This window comes from Ruminococcus champanellensis 18P13 = JCM 17042 (genome assembly GCF_000210095.1).
Taxonomy (GTDB): Bacteria; Bacillota; Clostridia; order Oscillospirales; family Ruminococcaceae; genus Ruminococcus_F; species Ruminococcus_F champanellensis.
The window spans coordinates 892,650-907,118 of the sequence record NC_021039.1 but is presented as its reverse complement, the minus strand read 5'-3'; the positions used below and the strand labels follow the sequence as shown (position 1 = coordinate 907,118).

15 protein-coding genes are annotated in these 14,469 nt (G+C 52.2%); 5 read left to right on the top strand and 10 right to left on the bottom strand.

The window, feature by feature from the left end:
- Nucleotides 1–3: 3 nt before the first annotated feature.
- The 5 genes from rpoZ to cysK all read right to left on the bottom strand — a co-directional run bounded on the left by rpoZ (nt 4) and on the right by cysK (nt 3,080).
- A complete protein-coding gene (rpoZ, locus tag RUM_RS04040) occupies nt 4–210 on the bottom strand; it encodes a DNA-directed RNA polymerase subunit omega (protein WP_015557925.1) in 207 nt (68 codons plus the stop codon).
- Entirely contained in the window at nt 203–808 is a 606-nt protein-coding gene (gene gmk / locus RUM_RS04035) for a guanylate kinase (protein ID WP_015557924.1), read from the bottom strand. The genes rpoZ and gmk overlap by 8 nt, the downstream gene beginning before the upstream one ends.
- Entirely contained in the window at nt 798–1,061 is a 264-nt protein-coding gene (gene remA, locus RUM_RS04030; RefSeq protein WP_015557923.1) for an extracellular matrix/biofilm regulator RemA, read from the bottom strand. The genes gmk and remA overlap by 11 nt, the downstream gene beginning before the upstream one ends.
- Nucleotides 1,062–1,076: 15 nt before the next feature.
- On the bottom strand, nt 1,077–1,955 hold the full coding sequence (locus RUM_RS04025; protein ID WP_041326256.1) for a YicC/YloC family endoribonuclease: 879 nt from the start codon (nt 1,953–1,955) through the stop codon (nt 1,077–1,079).
- A 195-nt stretch (nt 1,956–2,150) separates the two neighbouring features.
- On the bottom strand, nt 2,151–3,080 hold the full coding sequence (cysK, locus tag RUM_RS04020; protein WP_015557921.1) for a cysteine synthase A: 930 nt from the start codon (nt 3,078–3,080) through the stop codon (nt 2,151–2,153).
- 267 nt (nt 3,081–3,347) lie between these two features.
- Here cysK and nadA point away from each other — a divergent pair, with 267 nt between their 5' ends.
- Nucleotides 3,348–4,259 (top strand): quinolinate synthase NadA, encoded by a 912-nt coding sequence (nadA, locus tag RUM_RS04015; RefSeq protein ID WP_172618253.1) that lies wholly within the window; start codon nt 3,348–3,350, stop codon nt 4,257–4,259.
- A gap of 169 nt (nt 4,260–4,428) precedes the next feature.
- Here nadA and RUM_RS04010 read toward each other — a convergent pair whose 3' ends face one another.
- Complete coding sequence (locus tag RUM_RS04010; RefSeq protein WP_147645556.1) at nt 4,429–5,790, bottom strand: MATE family efflux transporter; 1,362 nt, start codon at nt 5,788–5,790, stop codon at nt 4,429–4,431.
- Nucleotides 5,791–5,908: 118 nt separating this feature from the next.
- Here RUM_RS04010 and RUM_RS04005 point away from each other — a divergent pair, with 118 nt between their 5' ends.
- The 3 genes from RUM_RS04005 to RUM_RS03995 are packed head-to-tail and all read left to right on the top strand — an operon-like array spanning nt 5,909 to nt 8,058.
- Nucleotides 5,909–6,787: a LysR family transcriptional regulator gene (locus RUM_RS04005; RefSeq protein ID WP_015557920.1), complete on the top strand. Its 879-nt coding sequence runs from the start codon at nt 5,909–5,911 to the stop codon at nt 6,785–6,787.
- A gap of 43 nt (nt 6,788–6,830) precedes the next feature.
- The gene (locus RUM_RS04000) at nt 6,831–7,475 is read left to right on the top strand and encodes a DNA-3-methyladenine glycosylase family protein (RefSeq protein ID WP_015557919.1); all 645 of its coding nucleotides are present in this window, start codon (nt 6,831–6,833) and stop codon (nt 7,473–7,475) included.
- A gap of 40 nt (nt 7,476–7,515) precedes the next feature.
- Entirely contained in the window at nt 7,516–8,058 is a 543-nt protein-coding gene (locus tag RUM_RS03995; RefSeq protein ID WP_015557918.1) for a methylated-DNA--[protein]-cysteine S-methyltransferase, read from the top strand.
- A 50-nt stretch (nt 8,059–8,108) separates the two neighbouring features.
- Here the strand turns inward: RUM_RS03995 and pdxR are convergent, their stop codons facing one another.
- The gene (gene pdxR, locus RUM_RS03990) at nt 8,109–9,200 is read right to left on the bottom strand and encodes a MocR-like pyridoxine biosynthesis transcription factor PdxR (protein WP_015557917.1); all 1,092 of its coding nucleotides are present in this window, start codon (nt 9,198–9,200) and stop codon (nt 8,109–8,111) included.
- Between the two features lie 92 nt (nt 9,201–9,292).
- Between pdxR and RUM_RS03985 the strand changes: the two genes are divergently transcribed.
- The gene (locus RUM_RS03985) at nt 9,293–9,838 is read left to right on the top strand and encodes an ECF transporter S component (RefSeq protein ID WP_015557916.1); all 546 of its coding nucleotides are present in this window, start codon (nt 9,293–9,295) and stop codon (nt 9,836–9,838) included.
- A gap of 77 nt (nt 9,839–9,915) precedes the next feature.
- On the opposite strand, the gene RUM_RS03980 is transcribed toward RUM_RS03985, so the two are convergent.
- From RUM_RS03980 to RUM_RS03970, 3 genes are all read right to left on the bottom strand, one after another.
- Entirely contained in the window at nt 9,916–11,340 is a 1,425-nt protein-coding gene (locus RUM_RS03980; RefSeq protein ID WP_015557915.1) for a glycosyl hydrolase family 8, read from the bottom strand.
- Between the two features lie 104 nt (nt 11,341–11,444).
- Nucleotides 11,445–11,960 (bottom strand): hypothetical protein, encoded by a 516-nt coding sequence (locus RUM_RS03975; RefSeq protein WP_015557914.1) that lies wholly within the window; start codon nt 11,958–11,960, stop codon nt 11,445–11,447.
- 156 nt (nt 11,961–12,116) lie between these two features.
- On the bottom strand, nt 12,117–14,423 hold the full coding sequence (locus RUM_RS03970) for a hypothetical protein (RefSeq protein ID WP_015557913.1): 2,307 nt from the start codon (nt 14,421–14,423) through the stop codon (nt 12,117–12,119).
- Nucleotides 14,424–14,469 lie beyond the last annotated feature (46 nt).

The window sequence follows — 14,469 nt, the reverse complement described above, 5'->3', positions numbered from 1 at the left end:
GCCCTATTCCTCCAGGGACTCCGGCTCTACGATCTTGTACTTGCCGCTGGCGATCTCCTCCACTGCGGTCTTGACGGGCTTTTCCTCCAGGGTCATGCCCTGCTCGTACAGTTCGTCTGCAATGGCTCTTGCACGCTTCGCAACCCCGATCACCAGGGAGTATGCGCTTTCGTTTTTGGTAATAATCTGTGAAATTGCCGGTCTAAGCATGATTCAACACCTCATCTATCTTGTTTCCGTTTTTCGTTCTCAGTTTTTCTGCCCGTACCACCGTGCGGAAGTCCTGGATGGCTTTTTCCAGTTCCCCGTTGACAATGATATAATCGTACCGGTCTGCATAGGAAAGCTCCCGGGCTGCCTGTGACACCCGTTCCTCGATCACTTCCGCTGCCTCCGTACCCCGCTTGTTGAGCCGGCGGCGCAGTTCCTCCACCGAGGGGGGCGCAATGAACAGGAACACCGCATCCGGACAAAGGGCCCGCACCTTCATAGCGCCCTCTACCTCGATCTCCAGGATCACGTCCCTGCCGGCATCCCGCATCTGCTCCACCTCTTTTTTCGGTGTGCCGTAGTAGTTACCGCAGTACTGGGCGTATTCCAGCATGCCTCCCTGGGCGATACGCTGTTCAAATTCTTCTTTTGTGATGAAATGGTAGTTCACTCCGTCCTGCTCTCCCTCACGGGGTGCCCGTGTGGTGGCGGAAATGGAGTAGTAGAAGCTGTCATCCTTCAGGATTTCCCCGAGAATGGTACCCTTGCCGCATCCCGAAGGTGCGGACACTACCAGCAGCAGTCCCTTATTCTTCATCCTGTGCCTGTTCCTCCTCATTATCATTGAGCCGTGCCGCAACGGTTTCCGGCTGCACAGCGGACAGGATCACATGGTCGCTGTCCATGACGATCACCGCCCGGGTTCTTCTGCCGTAGGTGGCATCGATCAGCCTGCCCTGCTCCCGGGCATCCTGTACGATCCGCTTGATGGGGGCGGACTCCGGGCTGACAATGGCGATCAGCCGTGCGCTGGAAACCATGTTGCCAAAGCCGATGTTGATCAGCTGCATTGTATCCGCTCCTGTCTATTCAATATTCTGGATCTGTTCCCGGATCTTCTCGATCTCGGATTTCAGATTCACCACCGTCTGGGTGATGGTCAGCTCCTGCGCCTTGGAACCGATGGTATTGACCTCCCGGTTCATTTCCTGGATCAGAAAGTCCAGCTTTCTGCCAACAGGCTCCTCATCCTCCAGCAAGGCATGGAACTGCTGGATATGACTGCGGAGCCGGACAGTTTCCTCGTCCACTGCAACCTTTTCGGAAAAGACCGCAGCCTCCGTCAGAATGCGCTGCTGGTCAAAGCCATTGCTGCCCAGCAGCTCCTCCAGCTTGGCATACAGCCGGTTCCGGTATTGCTCCGTCATCCGGGGGGAGGCTTCCTCCACTACAGCTACCATGCCGCTGATGGCGTCCAGCTTGCTCTTGATGTCCGCTTTCAGTCGTGCGCCCTCTGCTTCCCGCATGGTAACAAAGCGATCCAGAGCGGCGGATGCCACCTGCCTGATTTCCTCCCAGACCGCTTCCTCATTCTCTACTGCCTTCTGTACAATAAAAATCTCCGGGAACCGGATCAGATCCGTCAGCTTCAGATCATCCTGCAGATGCAATGTTTCGTTTGCATCCCGCAGCGCCTGCAAATAGCCCTGAGCGGTGCCCATGTTCACCTGGATTTTGGCATCGCTGCCGTCGATCCGGTTGATGGTCACGCAGACCTCCGTCTTGCCTCGGGCGACCCTGCCCTGCAGCAGGGACTTGAGCTTTTCGTCCAGATACATATATGCACGGGGCACCCGGGACGAGAATTCAAAATACCGGTGATTCACCGCCCGGATCTCCACCAGGATCTCCTTTCCGTCCAGGATCTGCTGCGCCCTGCCGTAGCCTGTCATACTCCTGAGCATGTCGTTCCTCCCATCGGTCAGTGTCGGAGCATCCACCCTCAAAAGGGCGCACTCCGCCTATCTTATAAATTATACCACGCTCGCCGGGGAAAAGCAAGTCATATCCGAAATAAATGGCACTTATACACAAAAACAGCGGACCGACCGGAGCATTCTCCGGCAGGATCCGCTGCTGTGCGTAGTAACTGGGAATCATTAATCTGCAAACATGGGTGTAGACAGATACCGCTCACCGGTATCCGGCAGCAGGGCAACGATCACCTTGCCCTTGTTTTCCGGCCGCTGTGCCAGCTGGGTAGCGGCAAATACCGCTGCGCCGGAGGAAATGCCCACCAGAATGCCGTCCTCATGGGCAATGGCTCTGCCAGTGGCAAATGCGTCCTCATTCTCCACGGGGATGATCTCATCGTAGATCTTGGTGTTCAGCGTCTCCGGCACGAAGCCTGCGCCGATGCCCTGGATCTTGTGGGGGCCTGCTGTGCCCTTGGACAGCACCGGAGAACCTGCCGGCTCCACCGCAACCACCTTTACATCGGGGTTCTGGGACTTCAGGTAAGCGCCCACGCCGCTGAGGGTGCCACCGGTGCCAACGCCGGCTACAAAAATATCCACTTTCCCGTCGGTGTCATTCCAGATCTCTGGGCCGGTTGTGGCAAGATGGGCTGCCGGATTTGCCGGATTGGTAAACTGACTGGGAATAAAGCTGTTGGGTGTCTGGGCAGCCAGTTCCTGCGCCTTTTCAATGGCGCCCTTCATGCCCTTTGCCCCATCCGTCAGCACCAGCTGTGCCCCGTATGCCTTCAGCAGGTTCCGGCGCTCCACGCTCATGGTTTCCGGCATGGTAAGAATGGTCTTGTAGCCTCTGGAGGCTGCCACGGAGGCAAGCCCGATGCCCGTATTGCCGCTGGTAGGCTCGATGATGACGGAATCCGGTTTCAGCAGTCCCTTTGCCTCTGCGTCATCCAGCATGGCCTTGGCAATTCTGTCCTTGACGCTGCCTGCGGGGTTGAAGAATTCCACCTTTGCCAACACGGTAGCCTCCAGCTTCCGGTTGGCGGAATAATTCTTCAGCTTTACCAGGGGGGTGGAACCGATCAGATCTGTGATTTGCTCATACACTTTCATAATAGATACTCCCTTTCAGATTTGTGCAGGCTTTTTCTCATAAACCATATAAACATACCTGCTTTATGGGTATATTATAGCACGGTGGTTCCGCCTTGTCAATCCCTTTTGAAAAAAATTTTCCGGATCCATTCTGCTGCATGTTTTCACTGGACGTCTCACATACTGAATGCGCATACCTTGACAATTCCACGACGCTCTGCTATAATATAGTAAACCTATTAGAATGATAGGATTCAGCCCAACCGGGCACGGGAGTGAAGAACATTGACAATACACCAGATGCAGGAGGAGATCCTGCGGCTCAAACAGGAACAGGACGTATGCATTCTTGCCCACAGCTACCAGGCACGGGAGATTTTAGAGATCGCCGACTTTACCGGAGATTCCTTTCAGCTAAGCCTGAAAGCAGCAAGCGCCCCCCAGTCCAGAATGCTGCTGTGCGGCGTCCGGTTTATGGCGGAAACGGTAAAGATCCTGTCCCCGAAAAAGCAGGTGCTGCTTGCCAACGGAGCGGCGGGATGTCCCATGGCGGAGCAGATGGACAAGGCACTGATCCGGCAGGTCAAGGAACGGTATCCGGATTACACCGTAGTGGCATACATCAACACCACAGCGGAGCTGAAAACCCTCTGCGATGTGTGCGTCACCTCCTCCTCGGCGGTGGATATCTGCCGGAAGCTGCCGGACAAGCGCATCCTCTTTATCCCGGACTGCAACCTGGGAGACTATGTGGCAAAGCAGGTGCCGGACAAGGAATTCAAGCTGCTCAGCGGCGGCTGTCCCATTCACGCCAGGGTGAATGCAGCGGATGTGCAGCGTGCCCGCAGGGAGCATCCGGGTGCAGCCGTACTGGTGCATCCGGAATGCATACCGGAGGTGCTGGAGCAGGCGGACTTTATCGGCTCCACCTCCGCCATCATGCAGCATGCAGCCCAGTCGGCAGAATCCTCCTTCATCATCGGCACGGAGGTCAGCATCGTGGAGCATCTGTCCTATCAGTGTCCGGACAAGCGGTTCTACCCCCTGTCCAAGAATCTGATCTGCCCCAATATGAAGCTGACCAGTCTGCCGGATGTATACCAGGCGTTACAGGGCGGCGGGGAGGAGATCCATCTGGACAAGGAGACCCTCTGTAAAGCTCGTGCGTGCATCGACCGGATGCTGGAGCTTGGATAAACAAACACCCCTGGATGATAGGCAGATACGCATAAAGAAATTCCCCAAGAACTGTTATGAAAGACCTATACAGCGGGCTATGAAAAATAACAGGCAGAACCTCTATCATGGCGTTCTGCCTGTTCTTTCATTATGATATTTCTTCATATGACGAGGAGTACTGCTTGGCTTATTTATCACCTATCCAATTTGCTCTTTTTCTCTTTCCCAGATAAGCAATGATCGCACCACCCATATTGACCAGCAGAATTGTTGCAACCCACGAAAGCGGAAATGCGTGGTACAGCATCGGAAGCGATGGATACGCCCGGAACGCTGTGCAGATCCAGAGGGTACGAAATGCACAGGTACCGATCATCGTGCTGACAGCCGGGCAGATGGCATGTCCACTGCCGCGCAGGACACCTGCCGGAATTTCGTACAGATTACAAATTGGCTCAAACAGCAAAATACACAGGATCCGTATCCCGGCAGTTTCGATTACTGCCGCATCCGTTGAAAAGAAACCGGAAACAGTGTTACGGAACAGGACTATGGAGAAAATCGGAATAGAACTGCAAACGGCGGACAGCAGCAGGCTGCACCAAAGAATGGTTCTGCACCGTGCATATTGTTTCGCTGCATAGTTCTGGCTGGTAAAGGTGGTCGCCGTCTGACCAAACGCCGTGATAATGTAGTAAGTAACGTATTCAAAATTCATAGCGATGGTGCTTCCGGCAATCGCCGTTGCCCCAAAGCGGTTCACCGATGCCTGCACAAAAATGTTTGCCAGACAGAATACTGCCCCCTGCACAGCCAACGGAATCCCCGTTTTTAAAATTTCACCTATAAAGTGAAGTAAACCATGCGACTTCTGGAAACGCAAGTGGAACTGTCCATCTTTTTTCAAACGAATCAGCACAAGGAATGCCGAAAGACCATTGGAAACGTCCGTCGCCAAAGCAACGCCGGATACCCCCATATGAAACACGATCACAAAAAACAGATTCAATCCTATATTGGCAGCACCGGACACCACAAGAGCCAGAAAGGGATAGCGACTGTCTCCCCGTGCCCGCAGAATGGCAGAACCAAAGTCGTAAAGCAGTAAAAAGGGGTATCCCAGCAGATAAATACGCAAATAAAGCTTGGCAGAATGGAAAATGTGCTCCGGCGTCCGGATCAGACGCAGCAGCGGCGCTGCAACTGCCTGTCCGAAAAACAATCCTGCGAGCCAGAACAGGATCGACAGAAGCACCGCCGTCTGGACAGCCATCGGGATATGCTGCGACTCCTTGCACCCGATCAGATTGGCGATCAGGACATTCACCCCGATGGACAGGCCGGAGGAAACCGTAACGATCAGCGCAATGGTTTCTGTATTCGTCCCCACTGCGGCCAGGGCATTGGCATTGCTGAAATGCCCGACAACGGCTGTATCTGCTGCATTAAATAACTGCTGCACAATGCTGCTCAGTGCAATCGGCAGCGTAAAGAGCAGCAGCTTCTTTAACAACTTGCCGTACAGCATATCCACATCTGTAGTTCTCAACTTCTCTCAACTTCATCCTCTTTCCTCCCAAAAGGTTCTTGAAATATTATACAGGATGCGGTACAATATACAAAGCGAATATTATCGATACTATAAATCGGGAAATGGGATAGATGATATGGAGAACCCTCTGCTGAAATACCTTGCTTTTGTCAAGACTGTAGAAAAAGGAAGTTTTACCCGTGCTGCCCACGAACTTGATTATGTCCAGTCTTCCATCAGTAAAATGGTTGCCGATCTGGAAAAAGAATGGGGCATGACTTTGCTGGAGCGTGGCAAAAACAGTGTATGCCTGACCTCCGCCGGAAAACAGGTCATGCCGTTTTTACGGAATCTTCTGAACGACTATTGCGAGCTGGAAGGTCAAATCTGCCGGATGAATGGGATAGAGACCGGTGTTGTCCGCATCGGGACTTTTTCCAGTGTGTCCATCAACTGGCTGCCTAATATTTTTGCCAGGCTGCAAAAAGACTTTCCCGGTATCGAATACGAAATACTGCTGGGCGATTATGACGAGGTGGAAAGATGGATTCAAGAAGGCCGGGTGGACTGCGGCTTCTTGCGGCTTCCCACCCATTCAAAATTCAATACGGTTTTGCTGAAACAAGACGAATATAAAGTTGTTCTGCCGGCAGGACACACACTCGCAGAAAAGGAAACCATCCGGGCAGAAGATTTGAATGGTCTGCCCTTTCTCCTGCTGGAACACAGCGGAAAGACCGAGGTTTCCGATTTACTGGAGAGTTATCATATCCAGCCGGACATCCGCTTTACAACCTGGGAGGACTTTGCCATCATGGCGATGGTGGAGAAAGGACTTGGCATCAGCGTCCTACCGGATATGATCCTACAGCGAATCCCCTACAAAATTGAAGTCCGTTCTATGCAGGAACCGTATTATCGGTGCATTGGACTGGCAATGAAGGATCGAAAGCATATTACACCCGCTGTTCAAAAATTTCTGGAATACTTGCGGTTTCGGGAATGTACGCAATAAATGATACTATAACCTTACACAGAATCAACGGGAGGTGCATCACATGTATTTTGCATACGGTGAAAGAGAGATTTCCTACCTGCGGCAAAAGGATCGGCGGCTTTGCGAGGTCATTGACCGGATCGGGCATATTGATCGGGAGGTCGATACGGATCTGTTCTCCTCTGTGATCCACCACATAATTGGACAGCAGATCTCCACAAAGGCCCAGGCGACCATCTGGCTGCGGATGCAGGAAGCGCTGGGCAAGGTGAATGCGGAAACCATTCTCTCTGCCGGTGCTCCAAAGCTGCAATCCTTGGGCATGACGTTCCGCAAGGCAGAGTATATCACGGATTTTGCTCAAAAAGTTTGCAGCGGTGCCTGCAACCTGGAGGCTGTGTGGCACATGACGGATGCGGACGCAATCCGGGCGCTGTGTACCCTCAAGGGCATTGGCGTCTGGACGGCGGAGATGATCCTGCTGTTTTGCATGCAGCGCCCTGATATTTTCAGCTTCGATGACCTGGCAATCCAGCGCGGATTGCGCATGGTTTATCACCACAGAAACATTGACCGGAAGCTGTTTGAAAAATACCGTCGCCGATTCACGCCCTATTGCAGTGTCGCAAGCTTATATTTATGGGCAGCAGCAGGCGGTGCTATCCCGGAACTGCGGGATTACAAGCCAAAAAATAAAGGCGCATAGCCCATGCAGAAAAAGAATTCCGACCTTTTGGAGGGAAACAATGACTTTTATTCAACCATATGATTCACCACTGGGCGACATTTTGCTGGCAGCGGACGAAACAGGACTGACCGGTCTGTGGTTTGAGGGCGAAAAATATTTTGCCAACAATTTGCCCCAGAAACATATCCGGCAGGAAACACCAATCCTTTCGGAAACCAAACGCTGGCTGGATATTTACTTCACCGGCAAAGAACCCGATTTCATGCCGCCCCTGCATCCCATCGGTTCCTCCTTCCGGCAGGCTGTTTGGAGCATTCTTTTGCAAATTCCCTATGGGCAAACCGTGACCTATGGCGAAATCGCTCAGCAGCTTGCAAGGCAACAGGGAATAGCCCGCATGTCCGCCCAGGCAGTGGGCGGCGCTGTGGGACACAATGAGATCTCCATTCTCATCCCCTGCCACCGGGTAGTAGGAACCAACGGCAGTCTGACCGGATACGCCGGGGGCATCCATAAGAAAATCCGGCTGCTGGAACTGGAGCATACGGACACGAGCCGCTTTTTTGTTCCGAAAAGGGAACGGCGCTGTGATGGCATCTAAGAGCGGGATGCAGGTGATCCGGCGCAAAGCCTATGAGGCATTACCAGGGATCATGTTTCATGCTCCAGCTCCCTGCGCTTTGCCCGTCTTACCCGGTTGATATGCCGTTCAAAGTCCCCATTGTTGATCAGCTCCGTCAGAACTAGCTGGTCAAATGTGGGCACCGTACAGGAATAAAAACCCAGTCTATCCTGGAACTGATTAACAAGCTGTTTTGGGAGCACCATATACCCGATTCGCATGGAGGGAGAGATGGTTCGGGAAAAGGTGTTCAGATAAATCACGTTGTCAAAATCGGACAACACAAATAAGGTTTCCATGGGTTGGGAGGATACAGAAAACTCCGAGCCATAATCCGACTCGACAATGAATCTTTCCCCATATCCGGACCAGCGTATGTACTCATACCGCTTAGAGGCGGTGGCAGTCACGCCAGTGGGAAAGCTCCGATAAGGCGTGGTATGCAGCACATCCGCCCGGGTGGCAGCCAGAGCGCCGCTGTCAATGCCATCCGCAGAAAGGGGCAGCAGCTCATAGTCCACATCCGCCGCCCGGTAGATCTGCTCGATCTTGTCATAGGAGGGGGATTCGATACCGTATACCCGGCTTCTGCCCAGCAGCTCCACGATCAGACGGTACAGATATTCTGCACCGGAACCAATGACAATTTGCCCGATTTCCACCTGAATGCCCCGATTCCGTGCCAGATACTGCCGGATGGCACTGCGTAGCTGTATGCCTCCGGCGTTGGGTGACTTCTCCAGAATCGTTTCTCCGTAATCTGTCAGAACCTTCCGCATGGTTTTGCTCAATATGGATATAGAAAAGGTCGGATAAGAAGATGTATCCAGTTTTTTATGGAAAACTGGTACAGGCTCCGCAGTGGATCCGGCAAAGCCATCCGAAGGCTGAAAGATCACGAAATAGCCGCTCCGTTCCCGTGCCTCCGCATACCCTTCATCGCACAACAGTCCGTATGCATGCTCAATGGTAATGGTGCTGATACCCAGTTCCTCCGCCAGCATCCGCTTGGAGGGCAGTCGGCTGTTGTATGGGTACACCTGGTTTATGATATCGTTCCGGATCAGCTTATACAGCTGTAAGTACACCGGTCGGTTCTCTTTTTGAATCACATATTTCATCTGGCTATATTATTTTCTCCGTTTCTGACTATTGTATATCATCAGAAATCATTATACACTAGTAACATCAAATTTGCAAGGAGGAATTTCAAATGCAAGCAACATCCACAAAAAAGAGAACCGCCTTATGGCTATGTGTAACTGCCCTGTTCATGGCGCTGAACGTGGTGATGAGTTCCTTTGGCGTACCCGTTCCCGGAGGCCATCTGTATATGAATGACATCATCATCTGCACTGCCGCCATGCTTCTGGATCCGCTGGCAGCATTCATGGTGGGAGGCGTAGGCGCCTTTCTGGGGGATCTGTTCTTCTACCCCACTCCCATGTTCGTTTCGCTGGCAACCCATGGGCTTCAAGCCATTGTCATTTCCGTATGCTCCCACTACATACTGAAAAAGCACCCGGTACTGGCATCCGGCATCGGTGTCACCATCGGTGCAGTGATCATGGTGGTGGGCTACTCCCTGGGTCGTGCCTTTATTTACAGCACACCGGAATACGCTCTGCTGAAGCTGCCCTATCAGATTTTACAGGCTGTGGTGGGCGCTGTGGTCGGCATGATCCTGTACTGGAAGTGCGGCATCCGGAAGCTCTGGAGCTCCAAGCTGATGCCCCAGAAAACCTGTCCGGAGCGATAACCTGACAATCTCTCATACTTTCTTTCATAAAACCAGCTCCACCGGAGGATCCGATGGAGCTGGTTTCTGTCATATGATCAAGCAAGATTCAAAAGTTCCCGTTTTAACAGGCAAAGATCCATTGCATTCAGCTTGCCATCCGGGCACAGATCCCCTGCCTTCCAGTCAGCGAGGGAAGCATCCGGCGTGTGCAGCAGCCATTTCTGCAATGCGATTACATCTGCTACTGTGCATGCACCATCCTGGTTCACATCCCCCCGAACGGGTTGGTCAGCACCAGCGGGTACGATCCAGGCGTTGTCGTCTACGATCAGACAAAGCATGGTGATGGTGTCGCCAAAGTACACATCCTCCCCGTAATCCAGGATCATACTGCGGAGGCTGTCATGCCAAGTATCATACCCGCCGCAGGCTGCTGCCACCAGGAAGGGAGCATCAAAGCAAAGGTCATTCCAGTCGGAAACCGCCTCCCCTGCCGGAGTATAGCCTGCCATGATCTGCGCCGGATCGCCGCCGGTTTTCCGGGTAATAAATCCATTGAGGGCATTGGCGAACTTCAGCGCATCCGCATTTCCATTCACCAGATAATCCATGCTGATCCGCCAGGGCGTCCGGCATGCATTGTAATAAAAATTGCCGTCATGCTCGCTTTCCAGCAAATTTGCTGAAGCCGGCACAAATTTTCCGTTGCTGTCCTTGACAATGAAATCCGGCAAAATGCCCGTACCGTAGGTGTCCACCATCTGGTTGATGATCCGGTAGGTGCTCTCATACAGGGTTGTCCAGCGCGTATCCCCGGAAGCCTCCGCAAACACCGGCATGTACTGAACGATAAAATCCGAGGAACGGGTGGCTGCGTAGTAGGTATCCCCTTCCCTGGTGTTGTGCGCCCAGTCTCCCAGCTGTAACACCCAGTCGGTCTGATTTACCTCATAGGTCATAATGTCGTTCATCACAGCCAGCGCCGCCTGCTTGTAGTTGATGGCGCCGTCACTGCCCCACACCGTATCCGCCATCAGCAGCGCATAGGCAATATCCAGATCCCCGTCCGTTGCGGAATCCGCACCGGCGCTGTTTTGAATGGCGGATCCGTTGTCCGTCTGCTGCCACGCCATCAGATTCGGGCCGATGCCGCTGGGATGCGCCTTGTAATAACGGTACATGCCGTCGAAAATATCCTTCGCCTGGCCGTCATGCTCCGCCATGGACGCAGCAATGAGCATGCCATAGCCGTGGGCTTCGGAAACGGTCACCGCCACCTCTGCGCCGGCTTCTGCGTAGGTTTTCTCCCCGTAGAATACATAATACTGGGGATCTCCCGTCACATAGGGATCCTGCGCCAGATATTTTTCCTTCCAGTATGAATAAAATTGAACCGTTTCCTCTGAAAGTGCTCCCGTTTGCATTTCTTTCACCTCTGCCGCCGTCAAAACTGGTGCAGCATTTGCCATCATAACGGCTCCCGCAGCCATAACAACCGCAGTCTTTCTGCGAAGTTTCATAAAATCCCTCCACTCTATCCTGCTGGATTTGTTGCATTATACCATAATTCTAACGGGCTGTCAAGAAGCAAAGCAACACTGCACAGAGATTGTGCGGTGTTGTCTTAGGAAAGCTCCAAACTAATCCATTCAACCTCCTTGGAACATTTTTTACAACAAACATTTATGGCTATCCAGTCAAAAGCGTCAACATAATCATCTGGAGAAAACTTATCAGGATATTCATTCACACATTCTTCAATGAATTGTTCCTTATCTTCTATTTCAATATTAAGAGAAATTGAAAAAATAGTTGAACCGCACTTATGGCAAATATAATCTGTAAGGTCACTGTCCAGTGCTGTTTTCAAGTCACCGCATACCAGTCCATTGTATCCTTGTGTTGCTTCATCAAATATCAGGTGTTTCTTACGGCAGTTATTACATATAGCTACAACCTTTAGACCATCTTGTTCACTATAACTCATTGATGGATCATATTGGCGGTTTTCATTGTGCAAGATTGTAAAATATTCGCAGCCGCAATCACAGACAATACTTCCACTCAAATTGGTTGCGTTTGTTTCATGTTCGTTCACTCGAAAAATCGTTTTTAAGTGTGTTGGAATAGGATCATTCATATGATTCCTCCTGCATCTATATGACACAAGCAAGCCGAACGCTCACTCTCACTTTTGCATTATACCACAGCGCCCTGAAAAATGCAATTTTGTACTGTGTAGTGCAAAACATACATAAAGCAACACTGCACAGAGATTGTGCGGTGTTGTCTTAAATTATGAAAGCTCGGCTTCCGCAACCGGGGGCTCCGGCGTGATCTCGCCCAGGGACATCTCATAATCCAGCGCTGCCCGATGGAACAGATACATAGCCTGCACCAGATGCTTCAATTCCGGGTCTGTGTTTTCAGCCCCCAGCACGGAACGCAGGTAATACAGAGGACTGTAGCTGAGAGACCATTTCGATCCGGACGACTGCTGGAATCCTGTTTGCTCAGTCACTGACACGCTTACCGGAATCCGGAACCTGTTCACCGAGATCCCGGCGGTATCTATATAATAATAGTTCCCCTTACTGCCGGTAAATGCATACTGGCTCACATCAAACCCCGGCTCCACCCGGAAATAGTGCCGCAGCACCGTGTTGGATTCCAGCAGCAGTGTAGTGCCGTAATAGGTGATCCCTTCCGGCAGAGTACCGGAAGAACCGGGCATCAGCTCCGACAGGGTATCCGCTGTGACAACCTCCATGGCTGCGGTGGGTGCCAGTGCCGTACCCTCAAAGTATGCCTTTGCGTAAGCACCATATTGCAGCATGGCCTCCGCCAGTGCCGCCGCTTCAGTGGAATATTCCGCCGAATTGTTGCAGATATACTTGGCGTAATCCTGCACGGTAAAGCTGTACACCGGCCCCTGCAAAGTATCGGTACATATCTGGGCAGTGATCTCGGAGGTCATCTCCTTTGCCGCCACCCGGCAGGTGAATACATAATAAGTACCCTCATCCACCTGATCGGTTTTCGCATCCAAAACGGGGATCTGCTGTGTCTGCCCATTGGGCAGGGTGAAGCGCATGTACGCATGTTCATTCGCAAGAAGCCTGCTGTCCAGCTCCATATAGAAATGCACGCCGATGTCTCCGTCCAGGGTCAGGGAATGACCAGCCAGATGGACACCCACCTGGTTTTTGTACGCACCGCACACCTTGCACCGACCGTATGCGTAGGTGTGTGCCGGAATCACGTCCGCTTCCTTCGTATTGCTATAGACCAGGGTAGGCGTGTCCCCTGCGTCGCATCTGGAGTAGATCTTATTTTCATAAACCTTCACGCCCCCGAGTGCGGGGTTTTCCTGGCCGTTTTCCAGATCCTGTCCCCAGGCCTCCCCCAACAGGTATGCCACCTCACCGCTGACGAATGCGGCAGTGTTCCTGCCTTCGACGGTTTCCCGGTCTGCCTCTCCCGCAGCGAAGGCATTTCCGCCAAAAACATCGCTGTTGTACCAACAGTGACTTATAGAGCCGTGTGGGGTTACACACACGCCTCCAGAAAAAAGAAGAGCAGCTCCCTCTGCGTTCAGTTTGCCAATATTATACCCATACTCCAATGTGGCACCCGAAGTATTTGTTCCACACAAACCACCCAAATACACGCGATCTGAATCGTGACTCAGGGTACCCGAGTTAAACACATTCCGGATTGTTCCTTCATTTCGACCACATACACCACCGCATGAATCTCCTGTGCAGTATGTGCCGGCGACAACAGAACCGGTATTGTAGCTATTGGTAATCGTGCCGGTATTTTCACCGCACACGCCGCCGCAAGTCCTATATTCTGTTGCGTTTACCGTGCCGGTAGTATAGCTATTGGTAATCGTGCCGGTATTTTCACCGCATACACCGCCCATACCTCCGGAAGCCGCTATTCCGTTCACCAGACCCATGTTATAGCTGTTGGTAATCGTGCCGGAATTTTCGCCGCATATACCGCCGGCACTACCAACTTCCGTTTTAATCGTTCCGCTGAAATAACAATGTGTGATCGTTCCCGCATTTTCCCCGCATATACCGCCATTGCGTTCGTAACCCCTGAACCAGGAATCCACAATGCCAAGGTTCTTGACTGTGCCGCTCCCCGATAGTTCCCCGACAAATCCGACGTACGACCTGCCTACATCATCATACAAGCCGCTAATAGTATGACCGTCTCCGTCAAAGGTGCCACTGAATGCACAAGTGTAACCAAGTGTTGCTTCTAAATTTCCGATGGGTGTCCAGCTTCGGTAAGACCCGCTGTTGAGATTCCCAACGCTATTCACCAGATTTTCATTGACCACAATGTCATCGGTCAGTTTTGCGTGGGCGGATGTGTCCGCATGCTCTGCAAACCAGTACAGCTGATCCGCATTGCTGATCTGATAGGGACTCTCCGCTGTGCCCTCTCCCTCCGGTTCGGCGGAGACTTCCTCCGCTGATGCCAGCCAGCTGCCCAGACGGTGATCCTCCGGCAGATACAGCAGCATGGAGCAAAGCATGGCTGCTGATGCGGCAATGGACAATACTTTTCGGAATCGCTGTGTCATATGCATTCCCTCCTTGTTTTTGCACAGGCAGTTTCTTAGGGCAACA

Bases quoted from the DNA above. Each gene is read 5' to 3' on its own strand.
- RUM_RS03995 (WP_015557918.1), top strand. From the start codon at position 7,516: ATGACTTTTATTCAACCATATGATTCACCACTGGGCGACATTTTGCTG.
- cysK (WP_015557921.1), bottom strand. From the start codon at position 3,080: ATGAAAGTGTATGAGCAAATCACAGATCTGATCGGTTCCACCCCCCTG.
- RUM_RS03970 (WP_015557913.1), bottom strand. From the start codon at position 14,423: ATGACACAGCGATTCCGAAAAGTATTGTCCATTGCCGCATCAGCAGCC.
- pdxR (WP_015557917.1), bottom strand. From the start codon at position 9,200: ATGAAATATGTGATTCAAAAAGAGAACCGACCGGTGTACTTACAGCTG.
- remA (WP_015557923.1), bottom strand. From the start codon at position 1,061: ATGCAGCTGATCAACATCGGCTTTGGCAACATGGTTTCCAGCGCACGG.
- RUM_RS03980 (WP_015557915.1), bottom strand. From the start codon at position 11,340: ATGAAACTTCGCAGAAAGACTGCGGTTGTTATGGCTGCGGGAGCCGTT.
- rpoZ (WP_015557925.1), bottom strand. From the start codon at position 210: ATGCTTAGACCGGCAATTTCACAGATTATTACCAAAAACGAAAGCGCA.
- RUM_RS03985 (WP_015557916.1), top strand. From the start codon at position 9,293: ATGCAAGCAACATCCACAAAAAAGAGAACCGCCTTATGGCTATGTGTA.
- gmk (WP_015557924.1), bottom strand. From the start codon at position 808: ATGAAGAATAAGGGACTGCTGCTGGTAGTGTCCGCACCTTCGGGATGC.
- RUM_RS04000 (WP_015557919.1), top strand. From the start codon at position 6,831: ATGTATTTTGCATACGGTGAAAGAGAGATTTCCTACCTGCGGCAAAAG.
- RUM_RS04025 (WP_041326256.1), bottom strand. From the start codon at position 1,955: ATGCTCAGGAGTATGACAGGCTACGGCAGGGCGCAGCAGATCCTGGAC.
- RUM_RS03975 (WP_015557914.1), bottom strand. From the start codon at position 11,960: ATGAATGATCCTATTCCAACACACTTAAAAACGATTTTTCGAGTGAAC.
- RUM_RS04005 (WP_015557920.1), top strand. From the start codon at position 5,909: ATGGAGAACCCTCTGCTGAAATACCTTGCTTTTGTCAAGACTGTAGAA.